27 protein-coding genes are annotated in these 20,820 nt (G+C 64.6%); 22 read left to right on the top strand and 5 right to left on the bottom strand.

Annotation, left to right across the window (positions count from 1 at the left end; translation table 11 throughout):
• The first annotated feature begins 14 nt into the window (after positions 1-14).
• From ACLRDN_RS14635 to ACLRDN_RS14625, 3 genes are all read left to right on the top strand, one after another.
• Entirely contained in the window at positions 15-572 is a 558-nt protein-coding gene (locus tag ACLRDN_RS14635; RefSeq protein WP_413456867.1) for an RNA polymerase sigma factor, read from the top strand.
• On the top strand, positions 569-1,423 hold the full coding sequence (locus ACLRDN_RS14630) for an anti-sigma factor family protein (protein WP_413456866.1): 855 nt from the start codon (positions 569-571) through the stop codon (positions 1,421-1,423). The genes ACLRDN_RS14635 and ACLRDN_RS14630 overlap by 4 nt, the downstream gene beginning before the upstream one ends.
• Before the next feature lie 209 nt (positions 1,424-1,632).
• Positions 1,633-1,821 (top strand): hypothetical protein, encoded by a 189-nt coding sequence (locus ACLRDN_RS14625; RefSeq protein WP_034331488.1) that lies wholly within the window; start codon positions 1,633-1,635, stop codon positions 1,819-1,821.
• 88 nt (positions 1,822-1,909) lie between these two features.
• Here ACLRDN_RS14625 and ACLRDN_RS14620 read toward each other — a convergent pair whose 3' ends face one another.
• Together ACLRDN_RS14620 and ACLRDN_RS14615 are read right to left on the bottom strand one after the other, a co-directional pair.
• The gene (locus tag ACLRDN_RS14620; protein ID WP_413456865.1) at positions 1,910-2,245 is read right to left on the bottom strand and encodes a helix-turn-helix domain-containing protein; all 336 of its coding nucleotides are present in this window, start codon (positions 2,243-2,245) and stop codon (positions 1,910-1,912) included.
• Positions 2,226-2,603, bottom strand: a complete 378-nt coding sequence (locus ACLRDN_RS14615; protein ID WP_413456864.1) for a type II toxin-antitoxin system RelE/ParE family toxin — start codon at positions 2,601-2,603, stop codon at positions 2,226-2,228. The genes ACLRDN_RS14620 and ACLRDN_RS14615 overlap by 20 nt, the downstream gene beginning before the upstream one ends.
• Before the next feature lie 207 nt (positions 2,604-2,810).
• Between ACLRDN_RS14615 and ACLRDN_RS14610 the strand changes: the two genes are divergently transcribed.
• From ACLRDN_RS14610 to ACLRDN_RS14595, 4 genes are all read left to right on the top strand, one after another.
• The gene (locus ACLRDN_RS14610; RefSeq protein ID WP_413456863.1) at positions 2,811-2,999 is read left to right on the top strand and encodes a YjfB family protein; all 189 of its coding nucleotides are present in this window, start codon (positions 2,811-2,813) and stop codon (positions 2,997-2,999) included.
• Between the two features lie 213 nt (positions 3,000-3,212).
• The gene (locus ACLRDN_RS14605; protein ID WP_413456862.1) at positions 3,213-3,515 is read left to right on the top strand and encodes a helix-turn-helix domain-containing protein; all 303 of its coding nucleotides are present in this window, start codon (positions 3,213-3,215) and stop codon (positions 3,513-3,515) included.
• Positions 3,512-4,849 carry a type II toxin-antitoxin system HipA family toxin gene (locus ACLRDN_RS14600; RefSeq protein WP_413456861.1) on the top strand — a complete coding sequence of 446 codons (1,338 nt, stop codon included), beginning with the start codon at positions 3,512-3,514 and terminating at the stop codon, positions 4,847-4,849. Before ACLRDN_RS14605 ends, ACLRDN_RS14600 begins: the two co-directional genes overlap by 4 nt.
• Positions 4,846-5,745, top strand: a complete 900-nt coding sequence (locus ACLRDN_RS14595; protein ID WP_413456860.1) for a pseudouridine synthase — start codon at positions 4,846-4,848, stop codon at positions 5,743-5,745. Before ACLRDN_RS14600 ends, ACLRDN_RS14595 begins: the two co-directional genes overlap by 4 nt.
• 18 nt (positions 5,746-5,763) lie before the next feature.
• Here the strand turns inward: ACLRDN_RS14595 and ACLRDN_RS14590 are convergent, their stop codons facing one another.
• Positions 5,764-6,432 carry a GntR family transcriptional regulator gene (locus tag ACLRDN_RS14590; RefSeq protein ID WP_088753532.1) on the bottom strand — a complete coding sequence of 223 codons (669 nt, stop codon included), beginning with the start codon at positions 6,430-6,432 and terminating at the stop codon, positions 5,764-5,766.
• 147 nt (positions 6,433-6,579) lie between these two features.
• Here ACLRDN_RS14590 and dctP point away from each other — a divergent pair, with 147 nt between their 5' ends.
• From dctP to ACLRDN_RS14520, 14 genes are all read left to right on the top strand, one after another.
• Positions 6,580-7,602 carry a TRAP transporter substrate-binding protein DctP gene (dctP, locus tag ACLRDN_RS14585; RefSeq protein WP_413456859.1) on the top strand — a complete coding sequence of 341 codons (1,023 nt, stop codon included), beginning with the start codon at positions 6,580-6,582 and terminating at the stop codon, positions 7,600-7,602.
• Positions 7,599-8,177 (top strand): TRAP transporter small permease, encoded by a 579-nt coding sequence (locus ACLRDN_RS14580; protein ID WP_413456858.1) that lies wholly within the window; start codon positions 7,599-7,601, stop codon positions 8,175-8,177. Before dctP ends, ACLRDN_RS14580 begins: the two co-directional genes overlap by 4 nt.
• Complete coding sequence (locus tag ACLRDN_RS14575) at positions 8,174-9,523, top strand: TRAP transporter large permease (RefSeq protein ID WP_121041604.1); 1,350 nt, start codon at positions 8,174-8,176, stop codon at positions 9,521-9,523. Before ACLRDN_RS14580 ends, ACLRDN_RS14575 begins: the two co-directional genes overlap by 4 nt.
• Positions 9,524-11,191, top strand: coding sequence for a malonate decarboxylase subunit alpha (gene mdcA, locus ACLRDN_RS14570; RefSeq protein WP_413456857.1), 1,668 nt, complete (start codon positions 9,524-9,526; stop codon positions 11,189-11,191).
• 24 nt (positions 11,192-11,215) lie between these two features.
• The gene (gene mdcC / locus ACLRDN_RS14565; RefSeq protein WP_413456856.1) at positions 11,216-11,530 is read left to right on the top strand and encodes a malonate decarboxylase acyl carrier protein; all 315 of its coding nucleotides are present in this window, start codon (positions 11,216-11,218) and stop codon (positions 11,528-11,530) included.
• Positions 11,527-12,423 carry a biotin-independent malonate decarboxylase subunit beta gene (locus tag ACLRDN_RS14560; protein ID WP_413456855.1) on the top strand — a complete coding sequence of 299 codons (897 nt, stop codon included), beginning with the start codon at positions 11,527-11,529 and terminating at the stop codon, positions 12,421-12,423. Before mdcC ends, ACLRDN_RS14560 begins: the two co-directional genes overlap by 4 nt.
• Before the next feature lie 9 nt (positions 12,424-12,432).
• The gene (gene mdcE / locus ACLRDN_RS14555; RefSeq protein WP_413456854.1) at positions 12,433-13,173 is read left to right on the top strand and encodes a biotin-independent malonate decarboxylase subunit gamma; all 741 of its coding nucleotides are present in this window, start codon (positions 12,433-12,435) and stop codon (positions 13,171-13,173) included.
• 2 nt (positions 13,174-13,175) lie between these two features.
• Complete coding sequence (gene mdcG, locus ACLRDN_RS14550; RefSeq protein ID WP_413456853.1) at positions 13,176-13,898, top strand: malonate decarboxylase holo-[acyl-carrier-protein] synthase; 723 nt, start codon at positions 13,176-13,178, stop codon at positions 13,896-13,898.
• Positions 13,886-14,800: a triphosphoribosyl-dephospho-CoA synthase MdcB gene (mdcB, locus tag ACLRDN_RS14545; protein WP_413456852.1), complete on the top strand. Its 915-nt coding sequence runs from the start codon at positions 13,886-13,888 to the stop codon at positions 14,798-14,800. The genes mdcG and mdcB overlap by 13 nt, the downstream gene beginning before the upstream one ends.
• Positions 14,797-15,741 carry an ACP S-malonyltransferase gene (locus ACLRDN_RS14540; RefSeq protein ID WP_413456851.1) on the top strand — a complete coding sequence of 315 codons (945 nt, stop codon included), beginning with the start codon at positions 14,797-14,799 and terminating at the stop codon, positions 15,739-15,741. Before mdcB ends, ACLRDN_RS14540 begins: the two co-directional genes overlap by 4 nt.
• A gap of 213 nt (positions 15,742-15,954) precedes the next feature.
• Positions 15,955-16,203, top strand: coding sequence for a DUF6139 family protein (locus tag ACLRDN_RS14535; protein ID WP_413456850.1), 249 nt, complete (start codon positions 15,955-15,957; stop codon positions 16,201-16,203).
• Positions 16,204-16,240: 37 nt separating this feature from the next.
• The gene (locus ACLRDN_RS14530; RefSeq protein WP_413456849.1) at positions 16,241-16,483 is read left to right on the top strand and encodes a hypothetical protein; all 243 of its coding nucleotides are present in this window, start codon (positions 16,241-16,243) and stop codon (positions 16,481-16,483) included.
• Positions 16,484-16,696: 213 nt separating this feature from the next.
• Entirely contained in the window at positions 16,697-17,629 is a 933-nt protein-coding gene (locus ACLRDN_RS14525) for a 2-hydroxyacid dehydrogenase (RefSeq protein WP_413456848.1), read from the top strand.
• 215 nt (positions 17,630-17,844) lie between these two features.
• Entirely contained in the window at positions 17,845-18,339 is a 495-nt protein-coding gene (locus ACLRDN_RS14520; protein WP_413456847.1) for an acyl-CoA thioesterase, read from the top strand.
• 82 nt (positions 18,340-18,421) lie between these two features.
• Here the strand turns inward: ACLRDN_RS14520 and ACLRDN_RS14515 are convergent, their stop codons facing one another.
• Both ACLRDN_RS14515 and ACLRDN_RS14510 read right to left on the bottom strand, forming a co-directional pair.
• The gene (locus tag ACLRDN_RS14515; RefSeq protein ID WP_413456846.1) at positions 18,422-19,210 is read right to left on the bottom strand and encodes a 2-keto-4-pentenoate hydratase; all 789 of its coding nucleotides are present in this window, start codon (positions 19,208-19,210) and stop codon (positions 18,422-18,424) included.
• A gap of 29 nt (positions 19,211-19,239) precedes the next feature.
• Positions 19,240-19,695, bottom strand: a complete 456-nt coding sequence (locus ACLRDN_RS14510; RefSeq protein ID WP_413456845.1) for a CopD family protein — start codon at positions 19,693-19,695, stop codon at positions 19,240-19,242.
• Between the two features lie 176 nt (positions 19,696-19,871).
• On the opposite strand from ACLRDN_RS14510, the gene ACLRDN_RS14505 reads away from it, so the two are divergent.
• A complete protein-coding gene (locus ACLRDN_RS14505; protein WP_413456844.1) occupies positions 19,872-20,768 on the top strand; it encodes an MOSC domain-containing protein in 897 nt (298 codons plus the stop codon).
• Positions 20,769-20,820 lie beyond the last annotated feature (52 nt).

Genomic DNA, 20,820 nt, shown 5'->3' with positions numbered 1-20,820 from the left:
CGAGGCGCGCGCCCATGTTCGGACGGACCGCCAGGCTGCAGCGGCAGCAACGGGAGCGACAGGCCGATGAGCAGGCCATGCTGGCCTGCCTGCCGCGCCTGCGCCGCTACGCCCGCGCCCTGACCGGCGCGCGCGAGAGCGCCGACGACCTGGTGCAGGACACCCTGGAGCGCGCCTGGCAGAAGCTGGACAGCTGGAAGCGGGGCAGCGACATGCGGCCCTGGCTGTTTGCCATCATGCACAACCTGCACGCCGACCAGCGCCGCCAGCCGGCGCTGGTTACGGTGGAGCTGGAGCAGGCGGCCGAAGCGGCGGCGCCGCAGTCGGCCGCCGAGCAGGGTTTGGCGCTGGACCTGGAAGCGGCACTGCAGCTGCTGCCGGCCGAACAGCGCGAAGTCTTGCTGCTGGTGGTGCTCGAAGAGATGCGTTATGAAGAAGTCGCCGCCACGCTGGGCATTCCGACCGGGACCGTGATGTCCCGCCTGTCGCGCGCCCGCGAGCGGCTGCGGCAATGGATGGAGGGGCCCGGCGGCCGCAACGAGGCCGGCTCGACCCTGAAGGTGGTGAAATGAAGACCCCTGCACTCCCCGAAGAAGACCTGCATGCCTACGCCGACGGCCAGCTGCCGGCGGCGCGCGCCAGTGAAATGGCCGCCTGGCTGGAACAGGACCCGGCCCACGCCGAGGACCTGCAGCGCTTGCGCGCCTGGCGCGCACAGAACCGCGCCTTGCACGCGCACTACGATCCGGTGTTGGAAGAGCCCCTGCCGCCGCGCCTGGCTGCCGCCGTGCTGGCCGGTGCATCCGAGCCGCACCGGCGCCGCGACGAAGGGCACGAAGACTCCGCCAACCGCCCGCGCTGGTGGCGCTACGCCGCCATGCTGTTGCTCACGTTGACGGGTGCAGCGGGCGGCTGGCTGGCCCATGACCTCAGTGCCGGCAGCCGCGCCCGCAATGCGCTGGCCACAGGCCCGGCCGTGCTGGCGCGCCAGGCGGCGGTGGCCCATACCGTCTTCAGTGCCGATTTGCGCAGGCCGGTGGAAGTCGGCGCCGACCAGGAACAGGCGCTGGTGACCTGGCTGTCGCGCCGGCTGGGGGTGAACGTGCGCGCCCCCAAGCTGGCCCCGCTGGGATATGACCTGATCGGGGGCCGGCTGCTGCCGGGCCAGAGCGGTCCGGTGGCGCAGTTCATGTACCAGGATGCGGCCGGCCAGCGGCTGACCCTGTATGTTTCGCATGACCAGGTGCAGAACCGCGAGACCGGTTTCCGCTTCGCCCAGGAAGGCAAGGTCAACGTCTTCTACTGGATCGATGGCCAGTTCGGTTATGCGCTTTCCGGGGGCATTGCCCGTGCCGAACTCTCCCGCATCGCCAGCTCGGTCTACGAGCAGCTGGCGCCGGTGGCGCCCGCACCGGCGCGTTGAACCGGTCACAGCGGCGCTGCGGCGGCCTTGCCGTTTACACATGCAAAAGCGGGTAAGGACCGGGCAAATCCCGTCAAGACCGGTCGCCGCCTGCCGCTAACACATTCACCCATGTCGTAAAGCCTGGCCAACCATGGAGGGGGGATGTGGAAACATGGACGATCAGGCTGGCGACATGGTCCGGTTGCACTTCAGACAAGGAGTTTCATATGGAGCTAGCAACTATCGCCAGCGGTGCAGCAACGGCCTGGCTGGTCGACAAGGCGGCGCAGTCCGTCGGCATCGATCTGGGCAAGGTCGCCAAGGCGGCGGTGGATGATGTGGTGGGCGTGGCTACGACAGTGGCGCGCTTGCCGGCCAATGTGAATATTGGCCGCATCATCAATACCATCGTCTAGGTGGCCAGGGCGTGCTGGACTGGCGTTCGCTTGATCGCACCCTTCGGGGTGCGATTTTTTTTGCGCCGGGGTTGAGAACGTGTGCGTTTCACGCCACGGTGAGGGTCAGGGCGCCGAGGGCGTCGGCGGCGGGGCGGACCCGGATGTCGATGTCGTAGCCCAGCCGGGTCAGGCAGTCCATCAGCTTGCGCTCTGACAGGTTGCTGAAATCGCCGCGCATCATGCCTGATACCTTCGGCTGCGGAATCCCCATGCGTTGCGCGGCCGCCTGCTGGCTCAGTCCCAGTGTGCGAATGGCTTTGCGGATTTGTATGACCAGTCCGGTCTTGATGCGCAGCTTGTCGGCGTCTGGCAAGCCCAGATCGGCGAAGACATTGCCGCTGCTGCGCAGGATATCGGTTCCCTCAACGACTGTTTTTTGCATGACGTAACTCCTCGGCTCTGGCGGTGGCTATCTTCAGTCTGGTCCGGATGATGTCCATGTCCGTCTGCGGCGTAGCATTTCCGCTTTTGCTTTTTTTCTGAAAACAATGCAATACGAAAACGGCTTCCTCGAACTTCACCGTATAGACCGCCCGATAGGTGTCGCCGATGTGATCTTCCACGATCTCCAGCACGCCAGCACCGCCGAATCCTTTCAATATTTTGGTTTTTTCGTAGCGATCGCTCATTTGGGCCAGTGACAGCGCGAAGCCGAAACGCTGGCGGACCTCGGCGGGCAGGGCCAGCAAGTCTTTGTAGCTGCTCGCGATCCATTCAAGTGGTTTCTCATCGGTAAACATCGTAACAGGCTATACCTGTTCAGGTAAATGCCCTGTGGCTGATAGTATCTAATGCAATGATCTCGAAGATCTTCGATCGGAGTGGCGCCCGTGTTTTTGCCTTATCGAAATATTTCTTGATTGATGTAAAGAAACAGCGTCCAATGCCGTAATCAAGGCACCGGCCGACGCATCCTGTCATCCGGTATCCCCCACAAGGAGAGCGTTATGGATGTTACTCAAATCGCATCATTGGCTACCAGCATGGCTTCGGCGCAGACTTCGGACTCGGTCAACGTACTGATGCTCAAGAAGGCGCTCAATACCCAGGCTGCTGCAGCCGTGGGCTTGCTGCAGGCGCTGCCGCCGTTGCCGGCCAACCCGAACATCGGGCGCAACGTCAATACCACCGCCTGAATAAGCTGGCCCTTTTGAAATCGCAGTCCGCCCGGACTGCGATTTTTTTTCCCCTTTCGCTGCGCATCGCCTCGCCCCGGCCTTGGTCTTGGCCTATCAAAAGTGACAATAAATTGTGCATAAAATAAAAACAACAATTTATTAATCTTGCTTTCTCCTGAATGTTCAATAAAATGGTCATATATTAAAAGAACCATTTAATTGGATCTTCCCATGACCAATCTGCAAGACATCGGCCAGCGCATCCGTACCGCCCGCAGGGCGCGGGGGATGACCGCCGTCGCGCTGGCCGCGCTGGCCGGTATGCACCGCAATACCTTGCTGGCGCTGGAAACTGGGCGCGGCAACATCGAACTGGTCAAGCTGCTGGCCCTGTGCGAGGAGCTGCAGCTGGACCTGCTGCTGCTGCCGCGCCAGGCCGCGCCGCTGCGTGCGGCAGAGGCGCAAGGCGCTGGCAGCCAGACCGAACTGGGGGCGCGGCTGCAAGCGCTCATGGGCGAAGGAGGCGGCGCATGAGCATGCTGCGCTCCCTGCGCATTCGCCTCGGCCAGAGCGAGGTCGGTTCGCTGTTCGCCCTGGATGACGGGCGCTGCTATTTCCGTTTCGATGACGCCTATGCCTTGCAGGGGGATGATCGTCCCGTCCTCTCGCAGCTCTACCTGGCTTCTGCCGAAGAACGTACCCGCGCCCAGCTGCTCGATCCCACGCTGGCGGCCAACCGGGGCGATGGCCGTGGCGGCTTGCCTGCCTTCTTCCAGAATCTCCTGCCCGAAGGGCAGTTGCGCAAACACCTGATCCAGCGCGCCGGTCTCGCTCCGGACGATGAATTTGGCCTGCTGGCCTATTGCGGCCGCGATCTGCCGGGCGATGTCTCGGCGCTGGCCGAAGAACTGGACGAACGCGGTCTTGGCCGCCTGCTGGGCCAGGGCCATGACAGCTACGAGATGAGTTCCGGCCAGTTGCCGGTGCCGGGCGGGGAATCGCTCTCGGGCGTGCAGCCCAAGCTGGCCCTGGTGCGGGAGAGCGGGGGACGCTACGTCATGCGTTCCAAGGACAGCCAGGGCAGCCACTTCATCGCCAAGCTGCCCGCCACCGACTATCCCAACATCCCGCAGGTGGAGTTTGCCTCGCTGACCCTGGCCGCTGCCGCTGGCGTGCAGACTTGCCGGTTCGGCCTGGAGCCGCTGTCAGCCATCGGCGATCACCTGCCGTTCGGCCTGCGCAACGACGCCAGCCGTTTCCTGCTGGTGCAGCGCTTCGATCGCGATGCACCCACGCCGACCGGACGCTTGCACATGGAGGATTTCGCCCAGGTCACCGGTACCGCGCCGGCGGCCAAGTATGTCGGTACCTATGCGGCCATCGGCGTGGTGCTGCTCGAGCGCAGTACGCGCGGGGCCGAGGATGTCTACGAGTTGCTGCGGCGGATCAAGGTCAACGAGCTGCTCGGCAATTTCGATGCGCACCTGAAGAATTTCAGCCTGCTGTATCACACGCCCCAGCAGGCCGCGCTCTCACCAGCTTATGACATCGTGGCCTATGCCGCTTACGTGGGCGGTGATGGCCATGCGCTGGCCTTCGTGCCAGGACAGAAGGGCAAGCAATTGCTCACGCCCGCCATCCTGCGCCAGCTCGCCAACCTGTGGCGTCTGCCGGAGCCACGATTGCAGGCGGTGCTGGTGGAGACGGTCGAGCGCGCCATGACGCAATGGCCGTCCCTGATCGAAAGCCTCCCCTTTACCGACGCCCAGCGCGGCAAGCTGCTGGCGCATCTGGAGGCCAACGCCAGCGTGGCTGCCTGGCGCCGCCGCGCCGCGCGCAGGAAGCCTGCCGACGGGGAGGGCGCATGAGGCCCACGCCCACCCTGCCCATGCGCGAAGGCCTGTCGCCCAGCTACCTGTGGCTGCAACCGGGGCCCTGGCGCGACATGCTGTCCTTCCTGGCCGAGCGCTTTACGGCCGTACCCGAATCGATCTGGCGCGAGCGCCTGCTGCGGGGAGAGGTGCGCAACCAGCAGGGTGAAGCATTACGCCCGGAGTCGCCCTATCGCAGCGGCGATTGCATCTTCTACTACCGTGAATTGCCTGAGGGTGAAGCGCGCATTCCGGTGCAAGAGCAGATCCTGCATCTGGACGATCACCTGCTGGTAGCCGACAAACCGCACTTCCTGCCGGTGATCCCGACCGGCCGTTTCGTGCAGGAGACCCTGCTGGTGCGGCTCAAGAAAACCACCGGCCTGCAGGACCTGGTCCCCATCCACCGCCTGGACCGGGAGACGGCCGGGGTGATCGTCTTTTCGCATCAGCCGGCCAGCCGGGGCAAGTATCAGTCCATGTTCCAGCAACGGTCCATGTTCAAGGTATATGAAGCGATTGCCCCGCTGCGGCCGGATCTGGCGTTGCCACGGGTGCACCGCAGCCGGGTGGAAGAGATCCCTGAACAGTTCTTCAAGATGCATGAGGCCGAAGGTACGCCCAATTCGGAAACCCACATCTCCCTGCTGGAGCAGCGGGGAGAATTCGGCCTCTACCAGCTGGAACCGGTCACCGGACGGCGTCACCAGTTGCGGGTGCACATGGCCTCGCTGGGCATTCCCATCCTCAACGATCTGTTCTATCCGCACGCCGTGCCCGTGGGCGTGGCCGATGATCTGGACAAGCCCCTCAAACTGCTGGCCCGTTCCCTGTTCTTCATCGATCCGCTCGATGGCCGCGAGCGGCATTTCGTCAGCCAGCGCAGCCTCTAGCCGATGCGGTAACGCCGATCAGGCGGCCGACTTGAGCTGATGCAGGGATGCCACCAGGTCAGCAAAGCGCTGTCCCTGGATCATGATGTGCTGGCGCAGCACCTCGACGGTGCGTTCCGGGTCGCCGGCGATGATGGCATCCACGACGGCCTGGTGTTCGTCATAGGACATCTTGAGGCGGTCCCGCACCCGCAACTGCAGGCGGCGATACGGCCGCAGGCGGCGGTGCAGGGCGCGCGCCTGCTCGGCCAGGAAGCCATTGTGGCTGCCGGCGTAGATGTGGTCGTGGAAGGCCTCGTTCAGGTAGAAATAGGCATCCGGATCGCAGGCATCGCGCGCCGCCTGGCAGGCCTGGTGCGCCGCCAGCAGCTCGGCGTGCTCGGCCGGCGTCATGCGGCGCGCGGCCAGGCGGCCGCACATGGCTTCGAATTCGGCCATCACTTCAAACATCTCGATCAATTGCTGCGGGCCGATCTCGGCCACGATGGCCCCCCGGCGCGGCCGCATCTCAACGATGCCCATCGAGGCCAGCTGGATCAGCGCTTCACGGATGGGCGTGCGCGAGACACCGAATTCTTCGGCCAGCGAGGTTTCATCCAGATGCTGGCCCGGTGCCAGCTTGCCGACGGCGATCAGCTCTTCAATCGATTCACGCAGGGTTTCAGAACGGGTCTTTGGCGTGTCCATGGTGTGTTGCCTCTAAAACAAGCATTGTAAAGGGAAGGGCTTCCACGGGATTAATGCTTGACAATGTATGCGTTTCGCCTGAAATTGTATACACGATGAGAGCATAAAAACACAGTAGTTCCATCAATTCCTGGAGGAGATACCAGCATGACCACATTTACCCGTCGCCATTTCCTTGGCACCCTAGCAGCTGCACCGCTTGCCGCCGCCATGCCCGCCGCCTGGGCGCAAACGGGCAGCCTGAAGATTTCTCACCAGTTTCCCGGTGGCACCCTGACAGAAGGCGACTTCCGAGACCGCCTGGTGCGCATGTTCGCCCAGCAGGTGAACGAAAAGACCAAAGGGGCCTTGAAGTTCGAGATCTATCCCGGCTCGTCCCTGATGAAGACCAACGCCCAGTTCTCCGCCCTGCGCAAGGGTGCGCTGGACATGTCGCTGGTGCCGCTGAACTATGCCGGCGGCGAAGTCCCGGAAACCAACATCGGGCTCATGCCGGGCCTGGTGACTTCCTACCAGCAGGGCGCTGCCTGGAAGAATGCCGAAGTGGGCAAGGAACTGGCCCGCATCCTGGGCGAGAAGGGCGTAGTCATCGTCAGCTGGATCTGGCAGGCCGGCGGCGTAGCCTCGCGCGGCAAGCCCATCGTCGATCCGGCCGATGCCAAGGGCATGAAGGTGCGCGGCGGTTCACGCGAGATGGACCTGATCCTGAAGGAAGCGGGTGCCGCCGTGGTGACCCTGCCTTCCAATGAAATCTATGCCGCCATGCAGACCGGCGCGATGGATGCGGCGATGACGTCGTCGACTTCCTTCATGTCCTTCCGCCTGGAGGAGGTGGCCAAGTCCCTCACGACCGGGCGCGACAAGGCATACTGGTACATGTTCGAGCCGCTGATGATGTCCAAGGCCGTCTTTGAACGCCTGCCCAAGGACCAGCAGGCCGTCATCATGGCCGTCGGTGCAGACATGGAACAGTTCGCCACCAAGGCTGCCCAGGCCGACGACATCGCCGTGGCCCAGGTCTACCAGAAGGCCGGTGCCAAGGTGGTTGACCTCAACGCCGAGGTCGTCAAGAAGTGGCAGGACATCGCCCGCAATACCGCCTGGAAGGACTTCGCGGCCCGCAATGCCAACTGCGCCAAGCTGCTGGCCCTGGCGGAGAAGACCGTATGAGCCACGGCTTCGAGATGCCCGGCGCGGCGGCCACGCGCCCGGCCGTACCGGCCAGCGCCCCGGTGGCCTGGCTGGCGGCCTTCCTGCAGGGCTACCACCGCGTGGCCGTGTTCCTGGGGATGATTGCGCTGCTGGTCACCTCCTGCATCCTCACCTATTCGGTGGTGGTGCGTTACTTCTTCCATCAGCCCACCGACTGGCAGGATGAAGCCTCGGTCTTCATGCTCGTTGGCGTGATCTTCCTGTGCTCGGCTTATGTGCAGTCGCTGCGCGGGCACATCGGCATCGAGGCCCTGGCGGGTTTGCTCTCGCCGCTGGCCAACAAGGTGCGCATGTTCATCGTGGATGTGGTGTCCTTCCTGTTCTGCGCTTTCTTCACCTGGAAGTCGTGGACCCTGTTCCATGAAGCCTGGGTGGAGGGGCAGACCACGTCGTCCACCTTTGCGCCGCCGCTGTGGATCCCGTATTCGCTGATGGCGCTGGGCATGAGCATGCTGACGCTGCAATTGCTGGTGCAGGTGCTCACGCGCATCACCGGCACCATTCCTGCTGCAACGTCCGGAGGTGCGCAATGAGTCCGCTGACCCTGGGTGTGCTCTATGGCGTGGTCACCATCCTGGTGATGTGTTCGGGCATGCCGATCGCCTTCGCGCTGGGCGTGGTGGCGACCGGCTTCATGTATTTCTTCATGCCGGAATCGTCGCTCGATACCATCACGCAAAACGTTTATGAAGAAATCGCTTCCATCACGCTGCTGTCGATTCCGCTCTTCATCCTGAAGGGGGCGGCCATCGGCAAATCCCCTGCCGGCAAGGACTTGTATTCGGCCATCCACGCCTGGTTGAACAAGGTGCCGGGCGGGCTGGGCATCGCCAACGTGTTTGCCTGCGCGCTCTTTGCCGCCATGGCCGGTTCGTCGCCGGCCACCTGCTCGGCCATCGGCTCGGCGGGCATTCCCGAGATGCGCCGTCGTGGCTATTCACCGGGTTTTGCAGCGGGCATCATCGCCGCCGGCGGCACGCTGGGCATCCTGTTGCCGCCGTCCATCACCATGATCCTGTATGCCGTGGCCGCCGAGCAGTCGCTGGGACGCCTGTTCCTGGCCGGTATCGGGCCGGGCGTGCTGCTGGTGATCCTGTTTGCGGGTTATGCGGTCTTCCGGGCGCGCAAGGAATACAAGCTGGCGCATGCCGTCTACACCGCCGGTGGGGCCAAGTCGGCCTACCTGGATGACGAACATTTCACGCTGGCCCAGAAAGTGGAAATGCTGCCGCGCGTACTGCCTTTCCTGATCTTGCTGATCGGGGTGATGGTGGCGCTCTATGGTGGCCTGGCCACGCCTTCCGAAACCGCTGGCCTGGGCGCGCTGCTGGCGCTGGTGCTGATCGCGGTGGTCTATCGCATCTACAAGCCCAAAGAGATCGCACCCTTCCTCAGTTCCACCATCAAGGAATCGGGGATGCTGCTGCTCATCATCGGCATGTCGCTGCTGTATTCCTACGTGATGAGCTACCTGCACATCAGCCAGTCGGCAGCGCAATGGGTAGTGGACCTGCATCTGTCGAAGTGGCTGCTGCTGGCCGTGATCCTGGGCATGGTGATCGTGCTGGGCTTCTTCTTGCCGCCGGTGTCGATCATCCTCATGACCGCGCCCATCATCCTGCCGCCGCTCAAGGCCGCCGGTTTCGACCTGATCTGGTTCGGCATCGTCATGACGGTGGTCATGGAGATGGGCCTGATCCACCCGCCGGTGGGGCTGAATCTGTTCGTGATCAAGAACATCGCACCCGATATCGCACTGGGCGATGTCATCAAGGGTACGATTCCTTTCCTGGCGCTGATGTTTCTCGCGGTCCTGCTCTTGTGCATGTTCCCGGGCATCGCGACCGTATTGCCTGATCTGTTGATGGGAGCCAAGTAAATGAGTAGTAGCGAACGCGTGTGGAATGCGCGCCAGAAGAACCGTGAACAGCGGCTGGCGCGCGCCACCGCCGCATTGGGTAGCCAGTTGCAGGGCAAGATCGCGCCTGCGGACAAGTTGGCGGACCTGCTCTATGCGGTGCTGGAAAACGGCGACCGGGTCTGTGTCGAGGGCAACAACCAGAAGCAGGCCGATTTCCTGGCCAAGGGCTTGGCGGCACTCGATCCGGCGCGGGTCAACGGCTTGCACATGCTGTTTTCGGTGCTGGCCTTGCCGGAACATCTGGACGTGTTCGAGAAGGGCATTGCCGACCGGCTCGATTTTTCCTTCTCCGGTCCGCAGGCCGGCCGCCTGGCCAAGCTGGCCTCGGCCGGCAAGCTCAACATCGGTGCCATCCATACTTACCTGGAGCTGTTTGGCCGCTACTTCGTCGACCTGACGCCGCGCGTGGCGCTGGTGGCCGCGCAGGCGGCCGACCGCCACGGCAATCTCTATACCGGGCCCAATACTGAAGATACGCCCGCCATTGCCGAAGCGACCGCCTTCTCCAGCGGCATCGTCATTGCGCAGGTGAACGAAATCGTCGATGAGTTGCCGCGCGTGGACATCCCGGCCGACTGGGTCAGCTTCGCCATCAAGGCCCCCACGCCGCATTACATCGAACCGCTCTTCACGCGCGACCCGGCGCAGATTTCCGAGATCCAGGTGCTCATGGCGATGATGGCCATCAAGGGCATCTATGCCGAATACGGTGTGCAGCGTTTGAATCACGGCATCGGTTTCGATACTGCGGCCATCGAGCTGATCCTGCCCACCTATGCCGAATCGCTGGGCCTGCGCGGCAAGATCTGCAAGCACTGGGCGCTCAATCCACATCCGGCGCTCATACCTGCTATCGAGGCCGGGTTTGTGGAGTCCGTGCACTCCTTCGGCTCCGAGCTGGGCATGGAAGATTACATTCGCGCACGGCCCGATGTCTTCTTCGTCGGACCCGATGGCTCCATGCGCAGCAACCGCGCCTTCTCGCAGACGGCCGGCCACTATGGCTGTGACATGTTCATCGGGTCGACCTTGCAGATCGACTTGCAGGGCAATTCCTCCACGGCCACGCTGGGCCGCATCGCCGGCTTTGGCGGTGCCCCCAACATGGGCGCAGATGCGCGCGGACGCCGCCATGCCAGCGAAGCCTGGCTCAAGGCCGGCCAGCAGGCGCGCGCCGGACGCAATACCATTCCGCGCGGCCAGAAGCTGGTGGTGCAGACGGTGGAGACCTTCCGCGAGCACATGCAGCCGGCTTTCGTCGAGAAGCTGGACGCATGGCAGCTGGGCGAGCAGGCCAAGATGCCGATTCCACCCGTCATGATTTATGGCGACGACGTCACCCACATCCTCACCGAAGAGGGCATCGCCAACCTGCTGCTGTGCCGTACCGAAGAAGAGCGCGAGCAGGCCATCCGCGGCGTGGCCGGTTATACGGCCGTCGGCATGGGCCGCGACAAGCGCATGGTGGAGAATCTGCGCGACCGTGGCATCATCCGCCGCGCCGAAGACCTCGGCATCGACAAGCGCATGGCCACCCGCGACCTGCTGGCGGCCAAGAACATGAAGGACCTGGTGCGGGCCTCCGGCGGGCTGTACAACCCGCCCAAGCGCTTCCGCAACTGGTGATTTCCCTGCAATGAAAGCGACATTATGGAAACTTTGACTTTTCGCTTCGAGCACGGCCAGCGCCGCCTCAAGGCCACGCCTGAACTGGTTGGCGTGGTCAGCTCGGGCAACCTGGAAGTACTGATCGAGAAAACGGCCCTCAACGGTGCCTGCGCCATCGAGGTCAAGACCGCCGCGCGCGGCTTCGGCACCATCTGGGAAGCGGTGATGACCGACTTCCAGCAACGCTGGCAACTGGCCGATACCCGCATCTCCATCAACGACATGGGGGCCACGCCGGCCGTGGTCAGCCTGCGCCTGGACCAGGCCGTGGAAGCCATGGTGGAGGAGGGCGCATGAGTGCGAGCTATCTGGAAGCCACGGCGCGCGAGCGCATCCTGGCGGTACTCGACGCGGGCAGCTTCAAGGAACTGCTTCCCCCCGCGCAGCGCGTGGTCAGCCCGCACCTGGGCCAGCTCGATGCGCCGGTGTCCTTTGATGATGGCGTGATCATCGGCGAAGGCCTGCTGGGCGGACGCGCCGTGATGGCCGCCGCGCAGGAAGGCGGATTCATGGGCGGGGCCGTGGGCGAGGTGCACGGTGCCAAGCTGGTGGGGCTGCTCAAGCGCGCCATGGCCAGGCAGGCCGCTGGCGTGATCCTGCTGCTGGAAACCGGCGGCGTGCGCCTGCATGAAGCCAATGCCGGGCTCATCGCCGTTTCCGAAGTGATGCGTGCAGTGCTGGAAGCCCGTGCCGCTGGCATCCCGGTGATCGTGCTGGTCGGTGGTGCCAATGGCTGCTTCGGCGGCATGGGCATCGTGGCGCGGTGTGCCAATACCGTCATCATGTCCGAGGAAGGGCGGCTGGCCATGTCCGGTCCGGAAGTGATCGAGACCGCCAATGGCGTCGAGGAATTCGATTCGCGCGACCGTGCGCTGGTCTGGCGCACTACCGGCGGCAAGCATCGCTACCTGATCGGCGATTGCCAGGAACTGGTGAGCGACGACATTGACGCCTTCCGCACGGCAGCCATCGCCGCGTTGTCCGCCGTCGGCGATGCGAAGCTGACGCTGGCCGGCCTGCAAGCCGAGCAGGAGATGCTGCGCCGTCGCATCGCCACTTTCGGTCATGCCGAGGACCCGATGGACATCTGGGCCGAGCTGGGCGTGGCCCGGCCGGAAACGGTGCCGATGCTGGAAGCCGCTGCCTTCACTGCGCTGGCCGAGCGCCTGCGCATCGTCTCCAAGGCCTGAGAGGAATTCATGAACCAGACTGTTACTCCCCCCCAGGTCGACTGGCGCGCACTGGCACAGGACCTGTTCCCGCAAGGCCATGCGATCACCGAGCAGGATCACTTCCTCTCCGGCACGGCGCCGGTTGATGGCCGTACCGTCACCGCGGTCGGTACCACCGGGCATACGCCCATCGGCATCGAGATTGCCTTGGCCCAGGCCAGTGCGATCCTGCAGACGGTGCGGGAACATCCCGGCCGGCCCATCGTGATCCTGGTCGATACCCAGGGCCAGCGCTTGCGCCACCGCGATGAAATGCTGGGCATCAACAGCTACATGGCGCATCTGGGCAAATGCGTGGAACTGGCGCGACGCCAGGGCCATCGCGTGGTCGGGCTGGTGTATGACCAGGCGCTGTCGGGCGGCTTCATCACCAGCGGCCTGATCGCCGATGCCTGCTATGCCTTGCCGGACGCGACCATTCGCGTGATGGGCCTGCCAGCGATGGCACGCATTACCAAGGTGCCGGAAGAACGGCTGACCGAACTGGCCAAGAGCAATCCGGTGTTTGCCCCCGGTCCTGAAAATTATTTGCGCATGGGCGGCGTTGCCGAGATCTGGAATGGGGACCTCGCCACGGCGCTGGCCGCTGCGCTGGCCCAGGATCGCAGTGCCGACACCCGTGCGGCCACGGGTCTCGAGCGGGGCGGGCGCAAGTGGGCGCAACGCGTCATCGATGCGGTCGCCAACGATATGCCCTTGAACGGATGAACATGTCGTCCACACTCGCGCTTGCTGACTCGCGTCATCACCTGCTCTGGCTGAGCGAGGCCGGTTGGTCGCGCCTGCTGGCCGGCGGCAGTGATGCACGCCAGCAGGCCACGCTGCAGCACTGGCAGCGCATGCGCTGGCCGCTGATCGTGCGGCGCCGCGACGTGGAGGCCAAGGACGAAGAAATCTGTGCCGGCATCGCCTTGCCGCCCGATGCCCAGGGCAACAAGCCGCGCATCGCGCTGCGGGTGAGGGCAGATGAAGTAGCCTCCAGCCGCGCACCTTTCCTGCTGCGCGACATTGTCGCTGCGCGTCTGGCCGGTCTGCCGGCCGCGTGGCAGGCTAGGCTGGCGGAGTTGCAGGAGCACATGGAGCGCGCCGGTATTGCTCTCTCTGTATTCGGTTCTCTGGCCTGGCAGGCGGTGACGGCGCAAGTTTATCTGCGCAGCAGTTCCGACATCGACCTGCTGTTCCAGCCGTGCAGCCAGGCCCAGCTGGAAGCGGGCGTGCGGCTGCTGGCCTGGCAGGCGATGTTCCTGCCGCTGGATGGAGAAATCGTGTTTCCCGACGGGGCCGCCGTGTCGTGGAAGGAATGGCGACAGGTCGCGGTGCTGGGCAGCCATCCCGAAGGCCAGGTGCTGGTCAAACGGCCCGCCAGCGTAGCGCTCGAACGCGTGGGCACCCTGCGCGCCAGCCTGCCCCAGGAGCAGACATGCGCCGCCTGATGCAGCATCCCGATACGCTGGCCCGGCCGCTGCACCACATGCAGAAGCGCCGGGCCGCCAGCGAGAACCTGGCCTTCTGCCGCCAGCTGGCGCGTCTGGCGGTGCGCAGCCTGTACCAGGAACTGGTGCTCTATCCCAAGCCGGGCCTGGTCTCGCGCGTGGACAATGGCAGCCACACTGACATGACGGCCGAGACCTTCCTGCGTAGTCTGTTCGCCTTGCGCCATTATTTTTTCCAGATCGCCGTAGCAGGGCTGGAGGCAGAGCCCTTCCATACCCTGCAGCAATCGGCGATCCGCGCCGAAGAGCGCATGCTGCGCGCCACCAACGGCATCAACACGCATCGCGGCGCGATCTTTGCGCTGGGCATGCTGTGCGCCGCCACGGGATATGCGCGGGGCCGTCACATGCCCCTGCAACCGGCCACCCTCCGCGCCACTTTGCTGATCCAGTGGGGCGATGCACTGGCCCGCCATAGCGCGGCAGCGATGCCGTGCGGCCAGCACAGCCATGGCCAGCGCGTGGCCGCCGAGCATGCCGTGGGCGGGGCGAGAGAGGAGGGCGCGCTGGGCTTCCCGGCGGTGTTCGAGGTGGCCTTGCCACAATTGCAGGCCACGCTGGCGGCCGGACGCGATCTTTATCACGCCCGGATCGATGCGCTCTTTGCGCTCATGGCGCATCTCAGCGATACCAACGTCTATCATCGCGGCGGGGCCGAGGGTGCGGCCCTGGTTCGCAGCCGCAGCGCGGCCTTCCTGGCGGCGGGCGGTACCGCGCTTGCCGATTGGCAAGCGCAGGCGCTGGACTGTCATCGCGAGTTCGTTGCCCGCCGCCTGTCGCCGGGGGGCGCGGCCGATCTGCTGGCGGCGGCTTGTCTGGTCCGCGAGGTCGGCAACTTATGAGTCTGCGCCTGGCTATCCTGTGTCCGGGGCAGGGCGCGCAGCATGCAGGGATGTTCGATCTGCTGCGCGATGATCCCTTGGCCAGCGCCTTCCTGAGGCAATGCGATCTGTCCTCGCATCTTCAGGCAGCGGTGGAAACGGTGCTCAATGATCCTGCCCAGCTGTACGCCAATCGCAATGCCCAACCGCTGATCGTCGCGGCGCAACTCGCCGCATGGCAAGCGATGCGGGAGCCGTTGTCAGCCTTCGCGGGTGCGCCTTTGGTGGTGGCGGGTTACAGCGTGGGCGAACTGGCCGCCTATGCGGTGGCCGGGATCCTCGATCCCGCTGAGACTGTCGCGCTGGCCGCACGACGCGCTGCAGCGATGACCGAGGCTGCCAGCGTGCAACCGGAACAAGGCTTGATGGCCATTGGTGGACTGCCGCTTGCTGTCGCGCAGGAATGCCTGGCGCGGCATGGTGGTCATGTGGCCATCGTCACCGGTGAAGACACGTTCATCGCCGGTGGTAACGGGAAAGCCCTGCAAGCCGCCGCGGATGAGCTTGCTGCCGCCGGTGCGCGGACTTCATCCCTGCCCGTCGGGCTGGCCTCGCACACCCCGTTGATGCAGGCAGCCACGGATGCTTTTGCCGCAGAGCTTGCCGCACTCCAGTTGCGCTCCCCCGGTCCGGCCTTGCTGGCAGGTGTCACCGCCCAGGCGATTACCAACGCAGCGCAGGCCCGGTCCCTGCTGGTGCGCCAGCTGGTGGAGCCCATCCAGTGGGCTGGCTGCATGGATGCCATGGCTGAGCGCGGCGTGACGGTCGCGCTGGAACTGGGCCCTGGCGCAGCGCTGTCGCGCATGCTGCGCGAGCGCCATCCGCAGATTGCCTGCCGTTCGCTGGCGGACTTCCGCAGCCTCTCGGGCGCGCTGGCCTGGCTGCGGCGGCAAACTGACTGAATCGGCGCGCGGTACGCGCGCGGCTGGCATCTGCGCCATGCTGGTGCTATCGTGAAATGAAGAATTCTTCCATTACCCTGACCCCTGTCGGATCCGGCTGACAGCGCAACCCGCTTTGTGCTGTGCATGTGCTTGCGGCGGCGAACCAATGCCCGAACCCTCAGTCGCATCTTGAAGCAGTGCCCATGTTCAACCCGACCAGGAGGCCCCAAGATGAAAGTCGATGTGTACAAGCGCCCGGACGGCGACGGTTTGTTTTCCTACCTCGTCCTGCCCCACGAAAAGCCCATGCCGGAAGAGGTAACCAATACCGACTGGCAGCTCCATGAGCAAAACGTGGACTTTGAGCGCGATGGCAAGCGGCATTTCACGCTGGAGGCCGAAGATGCCTTCATGCAGATCGGCGAGAAAGGCTACGCCATCACCCATCTGGACCAACGCAGCGGCGACGGCGCAGCCTGAGACCCAGGCTATCGGCCCACCCGCAGAGGAGACCATCATGCCCACCGAACAAGTAGGTGATTACGAAGTGGAATACGCCGGCGTGCGCCTCATCGGCGGCGACGAATGGGTGGCCCAGGTGGCCATCTTCGGCCATTCCACCAATCCGATGCACCGCAACCCGGTGTTCCCGGTACAGCGCGTGCTGCCCGACCAGACCTTCGCCGATGAAAAGGCGGCCGAGGCGGGCGCGCGCCAGGCCGCGCATGACATGCTGGAGAAGCAGACAGCGCGGCATTGACCGCCGGTTCCCCCTGAAGAAGCCCGATGCGCCTGTTGGCGCATCGGGCTTCTTCACATTGGCCGCTCATGGCATGAAATTCGCATGCTGAAGACGGCAGCGGCTGACAAGCGACAGGCTGTCCACTCAGCCTGCTCTGCCGTTTCGCAATAGAATGGCGATGATTGCATTTTCCTTCACCTCTTCCTTTTCCTCGTCCGGCCAGGTCCCCTCATGAAACCGCCTCTGCTCGTCCTGATTCACCTTTCCGAAGAAAGCACCGCCACCATCGCCGCTCACTACGACATCCTCTACGCGCCGGATCGCCCGCGCCGTGACGCGATGATCGCCGGCCCGGCCAAAAAGGTGGCCGTGGTACTGACCAACGGTTCCACCGGCCTGACTGCCGACGAAATGCGCGCCTTGCCGCATCTGCAATTGGTCTGCGCCCTGGGTGCAGGCTTTGAAAACATCGACGCCGCCCATGCCAAGGCCCACGGCATCGAAATCGCTACCGGTGCCGGTACCAACGAAGATTGCGTGGCCGACCATGCGATGGGCCTGCTGCTGGCCATCCTGCGCAATATCCCGGTGCTGGACCGCTACACCCGCGACGGCGGCTGGCGCGAGACCATCCCCCTGCAACCGCAACTGGCGGGCAAGCGGGTGGGTATCGTCGGCATGGGCAATATCGGCAAGAAGATCGCCCGCCGCGCCGCTGCCTTTGATGCCGAGATCGCCTATTGCAACCGCAAGAAGCGCGATGACGTCGATTTCCACTACTTCCCGGACGTGGCCCAATTGGCCGGCTGGGCGGATTGCCTGATCGTGGCAGCCCCCGGCGGCGCACAGACCCATCACCTCATCAATGCACGCGTGCTGGAAGAACTTGGTCCCCAGGGCTACCTGGTCAACATCGGCCGTGGCAGCATCGTCGATACCGAGGCCCTGGCCGCTGCCTTGTCGGCCGGGCGGCTGGCCGGTGCCGGCCTGGATGTCTACGAAGACGAGCCCAAGCCGCCTGCCGCCCTGATCGGCCTGCCCAATGTGGTATTGACGCCGCACATCGCCGGCTGGTCGCCGGAAGCCATCAGCGCCTCCGTACGCCAGTTCCTGCGCAATTGCGAGGAGCATTTCGCGGCGGCCGAGCCGGTGGTGCGGGCCTGAGCAGGCCGCCACGCGACCGCTGACGCGAGTTTTTTTGCCATAGCCGGGCTGGCTGGCCGATAATGTCGGCCGCGGCCGTTGCGCTTTCCTCCACGAAAGCGCAACGGCCGGTCGCCTGTGCGCGCTCGGGGGAGCGTGCTGGCGGCCGGCGCCGCAGTGACGTTTCATTCCAAGATCAACCCATCGCCATCACACTACAGAGAGAGCCACGCACCATGGATCTGCCATCTCACCAACTCACCATGACGGTCCTGATGACCCCGGACATGGCCAACTTCGCCGGCAACGTGCACGGGGGCACCATCCTCAAGCTGCTTGACCAGGTGGCCTATGCTTGCGGCAGCCGCTATGCCGGCCAGTACGTGGTGACCCTGTCGGTGGACCAGGTGATGTTCCGCCAGCCCATCCACGTGGGCGAGCTGGTGACCTTCCTGGCCAGCGTCAACCATACCGGCAAGTCGTCCATGGAAATCGGCGTCAAGGTGGTGGCCGAGAACATCCGCACCCAGGAAACGCGCCACGTCAACAGCTGCTTCTTCACCATGGTGGCCGTGGACGACCAGCGCAAGCCGATCCCGGTGCCGCCGCTGCGTCCCTTCTCGCAGGAAGAAAAGCGCCGTTTCGAGGCCGCCGTGCTCCGCAAGTCGCTGCGCCAGGAACTGGCGCGCCGCTACGAGCAAGTCAAGCCGGGCAGTGACAAGGCCAATTGAGGCCAGCCCTCGGGATTGCCCCAAGCAAAAGGGGGATGCGCGACGGCGCATCCCCCTTTTTTGTTGCCCGTCCGGATGCTGATCAGTCCAGCACCACCACCACCGAGCCCAGCACGCCCAGGTCGGCACGCATCGTCTGTCCGGCCTGTATCGGCATCGGCACGATGGTCGATCCGCTGGCCACCAGCTGGCCGGCGGCCAGGGTCAGCCCGTGCTCGCGCAGTTCATTGGCCAGCCAGGTCAGGGCCACGCGCGGGTCGCCCAAGACCTGGGCACCACTGCCGGCGCGTTCTTCACCGCCCTCGATGCGGCCCGAGGTCGCCAGGGCGGCCAGGTCCAGGCTGCGCCAGTCCACGCTGGCCGGTGCACCCAGCACGAACTGGTCGGCACAGCAGTTGTCGGCGATCAGCTGCGCCGCCCCGACCTGGCGGAACAGGTCGTAACGGGTATCGGGAATCTCGATGCCCGGATGGACCGCAGCGACGGCTGCCAGTACTTCTTCCTGCGTATAAGGCGTACTGCGCGGGGCCAGCGTGCTGCCCATGCGGAAGACCACTTCCACCTCGGCTACCCGCATCAGGTTCTCGCCCAGGGTGATGTGCGCGCCGCTGCGATGTACGCGCTCAGCCAGCAGGCGGCCCGCCAGCGGCGCATCGACGTTGAGCATCTGCTGTCCGCCCGGGCCGGTGGCAGCGATCTTCCAACCGATCAGCGGGGCGAAGCTGCGCGCTTCCAGACGGCGCTGGATGTCATAGGCCTGGCGGCGGTCGGCCGGTTGCAAGTGCGCCGGCAGTTGCGCGATGCGGCGGTTATGGGCCCAGCAGTCCCACAGCAGGTCGGCCGCTTCCTGGCATTGTGTATCGGTCAGCACGGAGGTCTCCCCCTACAAAGAAGATGTGTTCAGGCGCTCAAGGGACCCAGCGCACCGATGGCGATGCTCAGCAGTCCCAGGCACAGGTTGATGCCCACCAGCGTGCGCACCTGGCGCAATGCGCGCGAGGCGCGGTCCCAGTCCTGCTGGGCAGCCGCGAGTTTGAGGCGGCGGAAGGGTGCGAAGAAGATGTGGGCGAAGATCAGCATCATCACCACGCCGATGCCGCTCATGGCGTGCACGTAAGGCGGCAACTTGGCCGCGCCGGCACCCATCACGGCCATCATGTGCAGGCCGCTGCCCAGCACCAGCGCGATGGCCACCCACACCCAGATGAAGAAATTGGCCAGCACGGCCGCCATCAGGGTCAGCCGCTGCTCGGGGTGCAGCACGCCCAACGCGGGCCGCAGGGCCATATGGGCGAAGAACATGCCGCCGACCCAGAGGGTCAGGCCCAGCAGATGGAAGAATTTGGCAAACAGCATGGCGCTCCCGTCAGGAAAGTTCATCTTCGTTGGTCGCCGCATTGTCGCATGAGTGGGAACACGGCGTATCGTCTGCCGAGATAAAAGGCCAGCTTGTGGTAATGTCTTGCCGGAACTTCAGCATCACCATTCATCGGGCGCTTGCTTGCGCCGCCATCCGGGGGGACGGTTTCACCATGTCGAACACGAGCAGTACCAGCACCACCAGTACCAGTACCAGTACTACCATCGGCGCGATTTACCTGTATCCCATCAAGTCCTGCGGGGGACTGTCCTTGCCCCGAGCCGAGATCGGTCCGCTGGGCCTGGCGCTGGACCGCCACTGGATGCTGGTCAATCGCCAGGGCCAGTTCCTGAGCCAGCGCACGCATCCGCAGATGGCCTGCATCACGCCCGCCTTCGAGGGCGATACGCTGGTGGTGCGTGCCCCGGGCATGCCCGCACTGGAATTGCCCGTCACCGGCCAGGACGGTGCCACGCTCGCCGTGCAGGTCTGGGACAGCCGCCTCGAAGCGCTGGACCAGGGCGAGCCGGCGCGGGCATGGTTCTCGCATTACCTGCAGGAGGACGCCCGGCTGGTCCGCTTCAACCCGGCCGTGACGCGTACCTGCAGTACCCGCTGGACCGGCCAGTATCGTGCCACTACGCAGTTCTCCGATGGCTACCCGCTGCTGGTGATCGGCCAGGCCTCGCTGGATGACCTCAACGCCCGGCTCGCGGCCAAGGGCGCACCGGCCCTGCCCATGGATCGCTTCCGCCCGAACCTGGTGATCGCCGGTTGGGAGGCCTATGAAGAAGACTTCATCGATACCCTGCGCCTGGGCAGTGGCGAGGATGCGGTGGAGTTGAAGCTGGTGAAGCCTTGTGCCAGATGTCCCATCCCTGGCGTCGACCAGCGCAGTGGCCAGCGCGATCCGCAATGGCCCGATGAACCGCTGGACACCCTGGCTACCTATCGCGCCAATGCGCGGGTGGGCGGCGGTTTGACCTTTGGCCAGAACGCCATCGTCATCGGCGGGGAGGGTGGCGTAATCGAGGCCGGGCAGCCGGTCCACTGGGAACTGAACTTCTGAGAGCGTCCGCCAAGGCGCCGTCAAATCAACATCAATGCAACATCAAGCCACA

The organism is Herbaspirillum huttiense (assembly GCF_047300815.1).
GTDB classification, from domain to species: Bacteria; Pseudomonadota; Gammaproteobacteria; order Burkholderiales; family Burkholderiaceae_D; genus Herbaspirillum; species Herbaspirillum huttiense_A.
The sequence above is the reverse complement of the archived record's forward strand: the minus strand, read 5'-3'. Positions and strand labels throughout refer to the sequence as shown.

Bases quoted from the DNA above. Each gene is read 5' to 3' on its own strand.
- ACLRDN_RS14635 (WP_413456867.1), top strand. From the start codon at position 15: ATGTTCGGACGGACCGCCAGGCTGCAGCGGCAGCAACGGGAGCGACAG.
- ACLRDN_RS14630 (WP_413456866.1), top strand. From the start codon at position 569: ATGAAGACCCCTGCACTCCCCGAAGAAGACCTGCATGCCTACGCCGAC.
- ACLRDN_RS14625 (WP_034331488.1), top strand. From the start codon at position 1,633: ATGGAGCTAGCAACTATCGCCAGCGGTGCAGCAACGGCCTGGCTGGTC.
- ACLRDN_RS14620 (WP_413456865.1), bottom strand. From the start codon at position 2,245: ATGCAAAAAACAGTCGTTGAGGGAACCGATATCCTGCGCAGCAGCGGC.
- ACLRDN_RS14615 (WP_413456864.1), bottom strand. From the start codon at position 2,603: ATGTTTACCGATGAGAAACCACTTGAATGGATCGCGAGCAGCTACAAA.
- ACLRDN_RS14610 (WP_413456863.1), top strand. From the start codon at position 2,811: ATGGATGTTACTCAAATCGCATCATTGGCTACCAGCATGGCTTCGGCG.
- ACLRDN_RS14605 (WP_413456862.1), top strand. From the start codon at position 3,213: ATGACCAATCTGCAAGACATCGGCCAGCGCATCCGTACCGCCCGCAGG.
- ACLRDN_RS14600 (WP_413456861.1), top strand. From the start codon at position 3,512: ATGAGCATGCTGCGCTCCCTGCGCATTCGCCTCGGCCAGAGCGAGGTC.
- ACLRDN_RS14595 (WP_413456860.1), top strand. From the start codon at position 4,846: ATGAGGCCCACGCCCACCCTGCCCATGCGCGAAGGCCTGTCGCCCAGC.
- ACLRDN_RS14590 (WP_088753532.1), bottom strand. From the start codon at position 6,432: ATGGACACGCCAAAGACCCGTTCTGAAACCCTGCGTGAATCGATTGAA.
- dctP (WP_413456859.1), top strand. From the start codon at position 6,580: ATGACCACATTTACCCGTCGCCATTTCCTTGGCACCCTAGCAGCTGCA.
- ACLRDN_RS14580 (WP_413456858.1), top strand. From the start codon at position 7,599: ATGAGCCACGGCTTCGAGATGCCCGGCGCGGCGGCCACGCGCCCGGCC.
- ACLRDN_RS14575 (WP_121041604.1), top strand. From the start codon at position 8,174: ATGAGTCCGCTGACCCTGGGTGTGCTCTATGGCGTGGTCACCATCCTG.
- mdcA (WP_413456857.1), top strand. From the start codon at position 9,524: ATGAGTAGTAGCGAACGCGTGTGGAATGCGCGCCAGAAGAACCGTGAA.
- mdcC (WP_413456856.1), top strand. From the start codon at position 11,216: ATGGAAACTTTGACTTTTCGCTTCGAGCACGGCCAGCGCCGCCTCAAG.
- ACLRDN_RS14560 (WP_413456855.1), top strand. From the start codon at position 11,527: ATGAGTGCGAGCTATCTGGAAGCCACGGCGCGCGAGCGCATCCTGGCG.
- mdcE (WP_413456854.1), top strand. From the start codon at position 12,433: ATGAACCAGACTGTTACTCCCCCCCAGGTCGACTGGCGCGCACTGGCA.
- mdcG (WP_413456853.1), top strand. From the start codon at position 13,176: ATGTCGTCCACACTCGCGCTTGCTGACTCGCGTCATCACCTGCTCTGG.
- mdcB (WP_413456852.1), top strand. From the start codon at position 13,886: ATGCGCCGCCTGATGCAGCATCCCGATACGCTGGCCCGGCCGCTGCAC.
- ACLRDN_RS14540 (WP_413456851.1), top strand. From the start codon at position 14,797: ATGAGTCTGCGCCTGGCTATCCTGTGTCCGGGGCAGGGCGCGCAGCAT.
- ACLRDN_RS14535 (WP_413456850.1), top strand. From the start codon at position 15,955: ATGAAAGTCGATGTGTACAAGCGCCCGGACGGCGACGGTTTGTTTTCC.
- ACLRDN_RS14530 (WP_413456849.1), top strand. From the start codon at position 16,241: ATGCCCACCGAACAAGTAGGTGATTACGAAGTGGAATACGCCGGCGTG.
- ACLRDN_RS14525 (WP_413456848.1), top strand. From the start codon at position 16,697: ATGAAACCGCCTCTGCTCGTCCTGATTCACCTTTCCGAAGAAAGCACC.
- ACLRDN_RS14520 (WP_413456847.1), top strand. From the start codon at position 17,845: ATGGATCTGCCATCTCACCAACTCACCATGACGGTCCTGATGACCCCG.
- ACLRDN_RS14510 (WP_413456845.1), bottom strand. From the start codon at position 19,695: ATGCTGTTTGCCAAATTCTTCCATCTGCTGGGCCTGACCCTCTGGGTC.
- ACLRDN_RS14505 (WP_413456844.1), top strand. From the start codon at position 19,872: ATGTCGAACACGAGCAGTACCAGCACCACCAGTACCAGTACCAGTACT.